The 11,124-nt window shown below is 58.1% G+C and carries 10 protein-coding genes and 1 pseudogene; 5 read left to right on the forward strand and 6 right to left on the reverse strand.

Annotated elements, in window-relative coordinates:
- Nucleotides 1-7: 7 nt before the first annotated feature.
- The 5 genes from RCH93_RS13215 to RCH93_RS13235 all read left to right on the forward strand — a co-directional run bounded on the left by RCH93_RS13215 (nucleotide 8) and on the right by RCH93_RS13235 (nucleotide 6,878).
- Complete coding sequence (locus RCH93_RS13215) at nucleotides 8-2,524, forward strand: circularly permuted type 2 ATP-grasp protein (RefSeq protein WP_306548888.1); 2,517 nt, start codon at nucleotides 8-10, stop codon at nucleotides 2,522-2,524.
- Nucleotides 2,521-3,396 carry a transglutaminase family protein gene (locus tag RCH93_RS13220; protein WP_306548889.1) on the forward strand — a complete coding sequence of 292 codons (876 nt, stop codon included), beginning with the start codon at nucleotides 2,521-2,523 and terminating at the stop codon, nucleotides 3,394-3,396. The genes RCH93_RS13215 and RCH93_RS13220 overlap by 4 nt, the downstream gene beginning before the upstream one ends.
- Nucleotides 3,397-3,467: 71 nt before the next feature.
- A complete protein-coding gene (locus tag RCH93_RS13225) occupies nucleotides 3,468-3,800 on the forward strand; it encodes a cupin domain-containing protein (protein WP_306548890.1) in 333 nt (110 codons plus the stop codon).
- Between the two features lie 241 nt (nucleotides 3,801-4,041).
- Nucleotides 4,042-5,886 carry an SIR2 family protein gene (locus tag RCH93_RS13230; protein ID WP_306548891.1) on the forward strand — a complete coding sequence of 615 codons (1,845 nt, stop codon included), beginning with the start codon at nucleotides 4,042-4,044 and terminating at the stop codon, nucleotides 5,884-5,886.
- Nucleotides 5,887-6,137: 251 nt separating this feature from the next.
- Entirely contained in the window at nucleotides 6,138-6,878 is a 741-nt protein-coding gene (locus RCH93_RS13235) for a carbonic anhydrase (protein WP_306548892.1), read from the forward strand.
- Nucleotides 6,879-7,096: 218 nt separating this feature from the next.
- Here the strand turns inward: RCH93_RS13235 and RCH93_RS13240 are convergent, their stop codons facing one another.
- The 6 genes and pseudogenes from RCH93_RS13240 to RCH93_RS13265 all read right to left on the reverse strand — a co-directional run.
- The gene (locus RCH93_RS13240; RefSeq protein ID WP_306548893.1) at nucleotides 7,097-7,597 is read right to left on the reverse strand and encodes a pyridoxamine 5'-phosphate oxidase family protein; all 501 of its coding nucleotides are present in this window, start codon (nucleotides 7,595-7,597) and stop codon (nucleotides 7,097-7,099) included.
- A 67-nt stretch (nucleotides 7,598-7,664) separates the two neighbouring features.
- The gene (locus RCH93_RS13245) at nucleotides 7,665-8,225 is read right to left on the reverse strand and encodes a gamma-glutamylcyclotransferase family protein (protein WP_306548894.1); all 561 of its coding nucleotides are present in this window, start codon (nucleotides 8,223-8,225) and stop codon (nucleotides 7,665-7,667) included.
- A gap of 70 nt (nucleotides 8,226-8,295) precedes the next feature.
- Nucleotides 8,296-9,021: a Fe-only nitrogenase accessory protein AnfO gene (gene anfO / locus RCH93_RS13250; protein WP_306548895.1), complete on the reverse strand. Its 726-nt coding sequence runs from the start codon at nucleotides 9,019-9,021 to the stop codon at nucleotides 8,296-8,298.
- A 112-nt stretch (nucleotides 9,022-9,133) separates the two neighbouring features.
- On the reverse strand, nucleotides 9,134-10,522 hold the full coding sequence (anfK, locus tag RCH93_RS13255; protein ID WP_306548896.1) for a Fe-only nitrogenase subunit beta: 1,389 nt from the start codon (nucleotides 10,520-10,522) through the stop codon (nucleotides 9,134-9,136).
- 14 nt (nucleotides 10,523-10,536) lie between these two features.
- Nucleotides 10,537-10,887, reverse strand: a complete 351-nt coding sequence (gene anfG / locus RCH93_RS13260; RefSeq protein ID WP_306548897.1) for a Fe-only nitrogenase subunit delta — start codon at nucleotides 10,885-10,887, stop codon at nucleotides 10,537-10,539.
- Nucleotides 10,888-10,898: 11 nt separating this feature from the next.
- A pseudogene (locus RCH93_RS13265) lies at nucleotides 10,899-11,124 on the reverse strand (nitrogenase iron-iron protein, alpha chain); the annotation flags it as partial.

Consider the following 11,124-nt stretch of genomic DNA (forward strand, 5'->3'; position numbering starts at 1 on the left):
CGCTGCCATGAACACGACCCAGTTCGCCGATCCGCAACGGCCGGGCAATGGCTCCGCCTCTCTGTTTGACGGGGTGGTCTGCCCGGACGGCGTGTATTGCGAGGCCTTTGCCGGCTGCGGTCAGCCGCGCGCCCACTGGCAGTCCATCGTCGCCGCCGTCAACGCCGCCGGGCCTGAACTGCTGGGGCAACGGCAGGAGCGGGTCAAGCGCATGCGCCATGAGGACGGCGCCACCTACAACCCCTTTGACGCGCCGGACGGCCGGGGCACGCCCTGGGCCCTGGAGCAGATTCCGCTGCCCCTGACCGTGCGGGAATGGAGCCGGCTGGAGACCGGGCTGATCCAGCGGGCCCGACTGCTGGAACAGATTCTTGCCGACGTCTACGGCCCCCAGGACTTGTTGAAAACCGGCCGGCTGCCCTCGCAGCTGGTCTTTGCCAATCCCCATTTCCTCCACACCTGCCATAATGTCCGCCCGTCCTGCGGCCGTTATCTGACCTTGTATGCGGCTGATCTCTACCGGGGTCCGGACGGCAATTTCCGGGTGCTGCGCGATTACAGCGCCAGTCCGGTCGGGTTGGGCTATGCCCTGGAAAACCGGATCGTGATTTCGCGGATGTTTCCCGAGCTGTATCAGCACACCCAGATCCGGCGGCTGGCCCCGTTTTTCCAGACCCTGCACACCGGGCTGACCCAACGCTCGGCCCTGCGGCGGGAAGATCCCAACATCGTCCTGCTTTCGCCGGGACCGGACAGCCCCATCTACTTCGAGCAGGCGCTGCTGTCGCGCTACCTGGGCTATCCGCTGGTCGAAGGGCAGGATCTGACCGTGCGCAACGGCCGGGTGTATCTTAAAAAACTGGCCGGACTGGAGCCGGTGGACACCATTTTCCGCCACATCAGCGATCAGCAGAGCGATCCCTTTGCCCTGCGCCGGGAAACCTCCGCCGGCGTCGCCGGCCTGATCCAGGTGGCGCGCGAGCAGAACATCGACATTGCCAACCCCATTGGCGCCGGTTTTGCCGAAACCCCGGTGTTGCCGGTGTTTCTGCCCGAACTCTGCCGCTCGCTCATGGGCGAGGACTTGCTGCTGGAAAACCATCCGGCCTGGTGGTGCGGGCATGCGGAGGGAGAGCGGCGCGCCAGGGCCCAGCTCAATCAGCTGATCATTGCCCCGGCCCTTGACCGTTCAACGCCGTTTGATTCCGATCTGCTGGCGGCCATTCATTCTGCCCCGTTTGCCTTTATGGCCTGGGAACCGGTGCGTCCGTCCACGGTTCCGGTCTGGGAGGGTGGACGGATTCACGCCCGGCCCGCGCTGCTGCGCGTCTTTGCCTGCGCCACTGAGGAAGGATTTGCGGTCATGCCCGGCGGTCTGGCGATCACTGCCGCCGACACCGAGGCGCTGCTCGCCGGCGTCCCGGAACGGCTGCAGAGCAAGGACATCTGGGTGCTCTCCGACCAGCCGGTGGAACCCTTCAGCATGCTCGGCGGGCTGCATGCCGTGGCCGAGGTCCGGCGTTCCAGCGACCTGCCCAGCCGGGTGGCCGATCATCTGCTCTGGCTGGGCCGTTATCTGGAGCGGGCCGAGGGGCTGATCCGGCTGCTGCGCTCGGTGTTCCGCCGCCTCTCCAGCGAGGCTCGGCCCGAGGACATCCCGGAGCTGGAATTTCTGCTCAATCTGCTCCGGGCCGGCCACGCCATCCCCGCGCTTCCGGAGGAGGGCGGCTATTCCTCCCAGGAATTGGAGGCGCAGTTGTTTGCGGCCCTGTATCAGGAGGATCGGCCGGAGAGCGTCATCGCCATTCTCAAGCGGGTGCAGGACGCGGCCCGCAATGTCCGCGACCGGCTCAGTCGCGATTCCTGGCGGGTGATCAACCGGCTGGACGAATTCGGCGACAACCCGGCCGCCGACCCGCAGGATCAGCTCGACAACACCCTGTTCACCCTGAGCGCCTTCAGCGGGCTCGCCATGGAAGGCATGACCCGCAGCCTGGGCTGGCGGTTCATGGACATGGGCCGCCGGATCGAGCGCGGGCTGCACCAGATCAGCCTGCTCCGGGAGGGGCTGCCGCGGGTCTGCGCGGTTTCCCAGAACGCGCTTGAGGCCCTGCTTGAGGTGTCCGACAGCATCATGACCTACCGGGCCCGCTACCGCACCGCCTTTCAGTTGGCCCCGGTGCTCGATCTGCTGCTGCTCGACGAGTCCAATCCCAAATCGCTGGCCTTCCAGTTCAGCCAGCTGGCCGCCCACGTCGAGGATCTGCCCCGCCAGAACGAGCGCCGTTTTGCCAGCGCCGAGGAACGGATGAGCCTGTCGATGCTCACCGCCATCCGCCTGCTCGATCTCACCGGTCTGGCCTGCAGCAGCGGCAGCGCCGAGAACGAGGCGCCGCTGAACACCTTCCTGGAAACCATGGAGGCCCGCCTGCTCGAATTCGCCCAGCAAGTCAGCGCCCATTACCTGAGCAGGGTCACGGCCACGCCCCATTTCTCGGTGCGGTTGGGCGAGCGCGAGCCATGAAATACCGCATCACCCACACCACCGCCTACCAGTATTCGGAGCCGGCTTCGCTGTCGCAGAACGAGCTTTTTTTAACCCCCCGGGCCACCGCCCGTCAGCAGGTGCTGCAGGCTGAGTTGGTCTTTGATCCCCAACCCCAGTACCTGCACCGTCGCATCGATTATTTCGACAACATCGCCCACGTGTTCATGGTGCAGCAGCCCCACAAGGCCCTGTCGTTGACTGCGGTCAGCATTGTCCGCACCGGTCGGGCGCAGAACCCGGACGCCGCCGCGACCCTGCCCTGGGAGACGGCGGTGCAGCGGCTGGTTGCGCACCTGCAGCCTGAGGAACTGGACGCCTCGCAGTTCGTGTTTCCCAGCCCGATGATCTCGATCAACCCCGCCATCCTTGACTATGCGCGCATCTCCTTTCCGCCCGGCAGGCCGGTGCTTGAGGGCGGGTTAGATCTGATGGGCCGGATTTTCAACGAGTTTGCCTACGACAAATCGGCCAGCACGGTCGACACCCCGGTGACTCAGGTGCTGGCCACCCGCCGGGGCGTGTGCCAGGATTTCTCCCATCTGGCCATTGCCTGCCTGCGCTCGCTGGGCTTGGCGGCGCGCTACGTCAGCGGCTATCTGGAGACCCTGCCGCCGCCGGGCAAAATCAAGCTGGTCGGGGCCGACGCCTCCCACGCCTGGGTGGCCCTGTATGTGCCCGACGAGGGCTGGGTGGATCTCGACCCGACCAACAACGTCCTGGCCGGCGAGTCGCACGTCACCCTGGCCTGGGGCCGGGATTACAGCGACGTCGCCCCGGTCAAAGGCGTGGTCATGGGCGGCGGCGTCCACACCCTGTCGGTGGAGGTCGATGTCGCGCGGGTGGGGTGAAAAGGCGCGGTTCAGGGGCAAATCTGCCGGCTCCAGGCAGGGCTGGCGGCGTGTCAATCAAGGAGGCGAGGATGGCAGGCAATCTTTTTGCAGGGCTTGAGGCGGCCGCAGGGCCGGAAGAATGGATGGACCAGCTGGTGTGCGATGCGGCGGTGCGGGTGGAACGGATCGTCTCCACCGGACAGGCCAGCCCGCCGGGGTTCTGGTACGACCAGGAACTGGCCGAGTGGGTGGTGCTGCTCTCTGGCGCTGCCGAGCTGCAATTTGAAGATGAAGCCGCGCCGCGTCGGCTTGGGCCAGGCGATTGGGTCAACATCGCCGCCCACCGTCGCCACCGCGTCAACTGGACCGATCCCGCCCAGCCGTCGGTGTGGCTGGCGATTCATTACCCGCCTGGGGATTGAGGCCGTCTCAGCTCTTCCCCCGTTCTCTCCCCGTTCCTCGCCCGCGCATCTCTGTCTGCGGGGGGTTCTTCTCAATAGCACGATGTTGTTGAACAAATCTTCGATTGATTGTAGGGGTAGGGGGCAAATGCCCGTCCCGATTGCAAGGTTGTAATCCGGGAAAGGTTTTCTCCGACTCTCACCGCCACGGGAAGCGAATGCGACGATGACGCCTTGTGAAGAATGGACATCCAAAGGAGTGTTGGCTGCAATCAAGCAGATTGACGCCGACATGCCCGACCGTTCGCTGGCCTTTGTGCTGGGGGCGGGCGCTTCGGTCACTTCCGGCATCCCCGCCGGCATGACCCTGGCAACGGGGTGGCTCAAGGAAATGCATGGCCGCCATTGTTTAGATGGTCAGGCTCTCGAAGCGTGGGTTGCATCCGGTCAGCCGAGCATTGACGGGCTGACCATTGAGAACATCGCTCAGTATTATCCGCAGATTTTTGAAAAATGCTTCGGCAACGATCCAGATTCCGGGTTTGCGGCCCTGGAGCAACTGATGGAGCGTGCGGAGCCCTATCTGGGCTATTCGCTGTTGGCGGAAATCATCGACAAGACGCGGCACAAGGTGGTGGTGACCACCAATTTCGACAATCTGGTGGCCGACGCCCTGTCCATCCACAACCGCAAGCCGCCGCTTATCGTCGGCCACGAATCCTTGGCCGGATTCGCCCGGCCCCGGCTGCGCCGCCCCCTGGTGGCCAAGATCCACCGCGACCTTATGCTCCATCCCAAAAACGACGCCCAGGGCGTGGGCTGTCTGGCTCAAGGCTGGGCAGACGCCTTAAAGCAATTGTTCCAAAATTTCACCCCGCTGTTCATCGGCTACGGCGGCAACGACGGCAGCCTGATGGGCTTTCTCAACAATTTGCCGCAGGGCGCCATACTCGGCCGGCCCATCTGGTGCAAACGCAAAGACACCGTTTTGTCAGAGACCGTGCAGACATTTCTGGAGATACATCGGGGCGTGGTCTGCACCATTGAAGGATTCGACGAGTTCATGTTCCCCCTGATGCAAACCCTGGTTCCGGACTTTGATCTGGCCGGTCATTGCAACGGAGTGGAACAGTTGGGGAAACAACGAGCTGAAAAGCTCCGCCAGCAGGCCGAGCAGATCCAGCAGGCGCATGCCGGAAACGGCCTGGAGGCGAACGAGAGCCACCTGAAGCAGGATATGACCGATACGTTGAAAAACGATTTCAACTGGTGGACCTGGGAGATGCGCGCCCAAGGAGAGAAAGACCCGGACAAACGAGATGCCATCTACCGGAAGGCTTTGGCCGCGTTGCCTAGCAATGCGGAGCTTGCTGGCACCTACGCAATTTTTCTCAAAGATATTCGAAAAGATTACGATACGGCGGAGCGATTTCATAAGAAGGCGTTGGAGCTTGCTCCAAACGATGGTAGACACGCCGGTAACTACGCCGTCTTTCTCTATGGTATCCGCAAGGACTACGATGGAGCGGAGCGGTTCTATAAAAAGGCGTTGGAGCTTGCTCCAGACCATTCCACCCACACTGGCAACTACGCCGTCTTTCTCAATGAGATCCGTAAGGACTACGATGGAGCGGAGCAGTTCTATAAAAAGGCTTTGGAGCTTGACCCAAACGATGCCAACCGCACCGGCAACTACGCAATTTTTCTCTGTAATATCCGCAAGGACTACAATGGAGCGGAGCGCCTATATAAAAAGGCGTTGGAGCTTGCTCCAAACGATGCCAACCACACCGGCAACTATTGCCAATTCCTCCTGGCGCAGGGAGAGCAAGCACGGGGCAAGGAACTGCTAAAGCGAGCCTTCTCCCTGAATCCTTCCGGGTTTGCGTTGCAACTTGAGCTCTGGTTCTGCTGTCTGGCCCACTTCCCAGCCGAGTATCCCCAGGCGGAGCAAAAGATTCGCACGCTGCTTGCCGAAGGCGCCCGGTCCAACGGAGGGGATTTTCGCGACAACATCGCCCGGGCCGAGGCAGACGGACATCCCAACATTCCCCTGTTGCGGGAACTGGCTGACGCCATCAGCGAAACAACCCAGCACGCCGCCTGAACAAGATCAGCGTGATCGACTGACCCGCCGGCGAGGTCCGGCCATCACGCTGTCGATTGTTGTTTTTATGAGAGAATTTCCAACGCTGTATGCTACAATGTGCAGCAGGGTCAAGTCGCATCACAGATGGAAAGGGTGCGGCGGTTTTGTTGATGGTTGAGTCATCGGTTGTCGGGGAAGAGTGTTGGGGGACCTTGTTCCGCTGGCGGCCTTTTTCATCAAAGCACCACAAAAAGGAGGGAAAACACCACATGAAAGCGCGTACAGGAAAAACCAAGATGTTGTTGGCTGCGGCAACGTTGTGTTGCGGTCTGCTGTTTGCCGGAGGCCAGCTCCAGGCCAACACCGACGCAGGGTCGGGGATCACCGCCGAGCAGGCGCTGCAGAAACTGATGGACGGCAACAAGAACTCTGTGGAAATGAATCTGGGGCATCTCCAGGAACAGTCCACATCAGCGGCCCGCACGGCCTTGGCCAGTTCGCAGAAACCCTACGCCATTGTGCTGACCTGCTCGGATTCCCGCGTGCCGCCGGAGATTATTTTCAACAAGGGACTGGGTGAGCTTTTTGTCATCCGCGTGGCCGGCAACGTGCCCGATCCGGTGGTGCTGGGCAGCATCGAGTACGCCGCCGAGCACTTGGGCTCGCCGCTGATCATGGTGCTGGGCCACGAACGCTGCGGCGCGGTCACCGCCACGGTCGACGCCAAGGACAAGAGCACCGGCAGCCCCAATATTGACGCCATCGTTACAACCATCAAGCCGAACGTGGAAGCGGCGGCTCACGACTGTGCGGTGTGCAAGGACGACAAGGATTGCGCGGAGACCAAGAAAAAGGAATTTGTGGAATGCGTGATCGACGCCAATGCCAAATCCATTGCCGCCAACCTGACCAAAAGTTCAGCTCTTCTCAAGCATCTGGCCGAGGAGAAAAAGATCACCATTGTTGCCGCCAAGTACGATCTCGACGACGGCAAGGTGACCTTGTATTGAAGACAGGCTGCTGATCGGTCGCCGCCTACCGCCTGAATACCGCAACGCCGCAATCGGGATGCCGATTGCGGCGTTTTTGTTGCGGCGTTATTCCGTTTCCATTGTGAAAATCACATCGCTTGTCGTTTTGCTGCAAACTGCTGGGGCAACTTGAGACTTTTGCAAGAGCCTCCAAGGGATTTGTCCTGTGGCTGTGCAGATTGCCAGGGTGCGCCAACTCAGCAGAAGCCGTGTTTTTTGCCTTTGATTGATTCGATGTCGATGCGGATAACAACAGTCCGGCTGAGATTCGCTTTGGGATATTCGAACTTCTTCTCAGAGAAGTGTGCGACAATCCTATCAAGGGCATTAATTTTTTCCGCATCGTCAGTCACAAAAGCGACCTTGCCAAATCCGATAACGGTGCGATGCTGCGCTTCAAAATCACAGGCCACATCATTTCCGACAATCCCATGATCGATGCTTATCTCAAAACAGACCTTGTTGTTGCGTTTCATGATGTCGATTTTCGTGCCCGCCTGCGCCGAGTGGAAATAGATCGCTGTGCCGTCAAAGGCATAGAAAACCGGGACGAGGAAGGGCGTGTCGCCATCGACCAAAGCTATGCGCATGAGATGCGTTGCGCCGAGGATTGCATCGATCTCGGCGCGGTCTGTAATTTCCCGATCTTTGCGCCGCATCGGGCAGCCATGGGGGTTTCCGTTCTTTGCTTCCTGCATAATGACTCCTTGATGTATTGTATTGCTGTTTCGATAGGGGCGTTCAGCCCGGCTTTCTTCGGCCGATTTACACCTCGCCGCAATCACACGACAGATTGGCCAGGAGAGCGCGGTCAAATGTGCTTTTTTTGGGTACCGGAAAACTGGCCTTCTTTGTCTTGATGCGCTTCAATGCGCTTATGTATGTTGCAGGCAGCGCGTGAAACGCAGCTCCTGCAATAATATGTTGCATATATTCTTCAGTCGGCGCCGCTGGTTCACCCAGAAAATTCCTTTTCATCAGGAGAACCGGGTAGCTGTTTCCATGGGTGTCTACAACATCGTCAGGGTACAGAAAGTGTGCGCCACAGCCGTCCAGGCGAACATCCTGCCAAGCGTCAAGGCGATCTGCGTCAGAAAAAGATAATTTAAAGATTACCCCCCACGCTTCTTCTCCAGGCGCGCGGATCAGGCATTCTTCACCGCCATCCCAGATTTTGGAATGTCCAAAAAACGCCATGCTATGATCGCTCAACCGCGCCGCTGCAAAGAATTCTGGGTTGAGACAACGGGAAGTTATCTGCTCGACATGCATATCAGACCCGTAGACAAAATACAGTTGATACGATCTGCTATAAAAATCTCTCATGTTGCGTCCTGTGACTTTGTCGCAATTATTGCAATTATCCCGCTCAATGCTGTCTGTTTTCCCTTTCGAGTTATTTGTTCGGGCAAATGGTTACGGTTATTCCATGACCAGAATCAGCTACACCCTCTGATGCAATGCAAACATTGAGCGAACCCAATTCCTTGCCGAACCATTTGGGGCGATGATCGCACAGAACCTCGAGTTTTTTGAAAGCGGTTTCCTGAAAAAACGGGATTAGCATCTGTTTGGAATTCAGATCCGGCTCGCGATCCAGAATCTCGGCAAGATCGATCCTGTAATAGCCGTCGCTCATATCCCCCACTGCAAGCGGTTTCGGAAGGGTTCGGTCAGTCGTCATCATTCCTTTGCTTTGCGCAACCAGAGCGCGTCTGGGGGCTCGTCCGCAACCCGCTCCGCAAGTGGCGCCTTGATGCACCTTTGCTGCTTCTTGAGCTTTCGCAGCAGCGACCCTTTCTGCGTCTTTTTGGGCGACCTGGTCAAGCTGCTCAAACAACGTTCCCGTCGATTTCCAGGTGCGAAACCCTCTGTCTTCGAGAAGGACATGGAACACGCCTTTTGAAGCGGCGATCAAAAAAACTTCACAGCTCTCCAATTGCGCTTCAATATTTCTGAATGTTTTTTTCAACTCTGCAAGCCCCATGTCCATGGTTATTGCAAGGGGGATTTGTTGTTTGCAATTCCAGCCGTCCAAGTGGTTGTCGAAGAGACAAACAACGCCATCTTCATAGAAGCTTGTCACTTCCAGATGGTCGTTTACAAATGCAGCGATTTTCATATTCGCCTCGTTGCCGTTTTTGATGAGTATGCTGTGAATCGATGGAAGCTGTTTGCCGTTTTATCCCATCCTCAGGAGGAACTCGCGTCACAGCGCGGTTCCTCCCAAGGCGTTACCAAACGTTGAGAATCCACTCTTTGTTCTTCTTGTATTCCATGTCAGTGAAAATGGTGTTCGCCATCTGTTCCGCCAGCCACATGGCCCCGGCATAACCAACCACCGGATAACGATGCAGTCCTGCACGGTCGTAGGTGGGGAAGCCTACCCGCACCATGGGGATATTGTTGTCAATGGCGGAAAACCTGCCCTTGGAGTGACCGAGAATGAGATCGAGTTCCAGCCCCTCGTTCTTGATCCTGTTTTCCAGGTCCCAAAGATCGGCGTTGGTAATGATCTCCATGGGGAAATCGACGTTTTCCTGCAGCGCCTTGATCCGTGGATCCTTTTTGTAGCCAGTGTTGTCGTCGCCGAGAAGCAACAGCACCGGCTTCATCCCAAGATCGAGACAAAATTCAGCGATGCCAATAGCCAGATCAGGGTTCCCATAAATCGCCACCTTCTTGTCGGCTAGGAACATGTGGGCGATGTCGGTAATGGCGTCCAGGGCGATGCCCCGCTCGCGCACCAAGGATTCCGGGATCGGCTTCCCGGTCATTATTTTCAGGTTGTGCAGAAAGGTGTCCGTATTGCGGATGCCGATGGGGGTTGGGCCGATGATTGTCGGTACGCCAAACGCCTTTTCAAGATACAAGGCCGCCTTGCCGCCCTCGTATCGGTTCAGGGCAATGGTGCCGATGGCGTTGGCCGTCCCTGCAAGATCTTCAACCGTGGTGTCCCCGTGGGAAACAAAATTTCCATAGGGCATCAGGGGGGAATCGAAGTTTTCGATTTCAAACAGGACCGTCGCATCGACCTGCATCTCCTCCAGCAAATGTTTGAGCGCGGTGACGTCCCCAGGATTGACCCATCCGGTGATCAGGTTCAGCTTTTTGCTCGGCTCGGTTTTTTTGGCAAAATAGATGATGAAGTCGCGAATCGCGACATCGTAGCCGGTTACCATGCTGCCGACAAAACTCGGGGTGTGAATCGGGATGAGATGCACCTCCCGGCCGGGGTATTTTTCCTTGAGCAACCCGGCGTTGAGCTTGGTCACCACGCCTTCGATGTCGTCGCCAATGATTTCGGTTGAGCAGGTCGAGATGATCGGGATCACTTTTATGTCGGGATATCGCATCAACAGCACGTCCACCGCTTCCTCGACCCGTTTGACCGCGCCAAAGACCGCACCGTCTTCGTGCACCGAAGACGAGGCAATCTCAAAGCTTTCCTTGAAATGCTGGGAGATCAGCAGGCGAACAAACATAACGCACCCCTGTCCGCCATGAACAATCCCGATGCAGTCCTTGATCCCTATGCTGGCAAACTGGGCGCCGCAAGGCTGGCAGGTGAATATCGGGTTGATGCAACCGTTGCGTGTTTTTTCTTTCACTTCACAATGCATGACAACGCTCCTTCTTAATAATGCTGATCGGTGAGCTCAAGATTGAGCGATCCGGTAATGGTCAGGTAGTCCATGCGTTCATGAAGCCCGTGCATGAGTTGTTTGATTTCTTCCTTGTTCATCGTCGACAGCCAGGGGTAGCGACTTTTGTAGGCCTCCGCGAGGCAGACCGCATCTACCCAATAACACCGGTCCGCCGGCGTCTCGAGTTCGACGGGTTCGTCGCACAACAACTGCATTGTTTTGGTCAGGACGCCCTCATTTTGATCTTTTCTGTCCCAGGTGCGGGAATGAAACTGCCAGAGACATTTTTTCATTATGTAGTCAACGAGTTGTTCAATTCTGTCCTTCATAAGGTCATCCATGATTGCCTCCCTCACGCCGCATCGGCCAGATCAGTTTCAAAACTTGGATAGGTCTTGTTGCTCAGGTCCGCCAGGCAGTCATATTTCCCGGTATACTGGCGCAGGACCGTGGAGGAGGTGATCTCCTCGCTCAGATTGGCGTCCGAGAGCATCCGTTGGGTCACAAAGCCTTTGTCAGTTGGAATTTCATCCTTGCTGATGTCCAGCAAGGCCAACTGATGAATCGGCGAATAGATC

This window comes from Desulfobulbus sp., assembly GCF_030824455.1.
Taxonomy (GTDB): domain Bacteria; phylum Desulfobacterota; class Desulfobulbia; order Desulfobulbales; family Desulfobulbaceae; genus Desulfobulbus.

Bases quoted from the DNA above. Each gene is read 5' to 3' on its own strand.
- RCH93_RS13240 (WP_306548893.1), bottom strand. From the start codon at position 7,597: ATGCAGGAAGCAAAGAACGGAAACCCCCATGGCTGCCCGATGCGGCGC.
- RCH93_RS13225 (WP_306548890.1), top strand. From the start codon at position 3,468: ATGGCAGGCAATCTTTTTGCAGGGCTTGAGGCGGCCGCAGGGCCGGAA.
- RCH93_RS13215 (WP_306548888.1), top strand. From the start codon at position 8: ATGAACACGACCCAGTTCGCCGATCCGCAACGGCCGGGCAATGGCTCC.
- RCH93_RS13245 (WP_306548894.1), bottom strand. From the start codon at position 8,225: ATGAGAGATTTTTATAGCAGATCGTATCAACTGTATTTTGTCTACGGG.
- anfO (WP_306548895.1), bottom strand. From the start codon at position 9,021: ATGAAAATCGCTGCATTTGTAAACGACCATCTGGAAGTGACAAGCTTC.
- RCH93_RS13235 (WP_306548892.1), top strand. From the start codon at position 6,138: ATGAAAGCGCGTACAGGAAAAACCAAGATGTTGTTGGCTGCGGCAACG.
- anfG (WP_306548897.1), bottom strand. From the start codon at position 10,887: ATGGATGACCTTATGAAGGACAGAATTGAACAACTCGTTGACTACATA.
- RCH93_RS13220 (WP_306548889.1), top strand. From the start codon at position 2,521: ATGAAATACCGCATCACCCACACCACCGCCTACCAGTATTCGGAGCCG.
- anfK (WP_306548896.1), bottom strand. From the start codon at position 10,522: ATGCATTGTGAAGTGAAAGAAAAAACACGCAACGGTTGCATCAACCCG.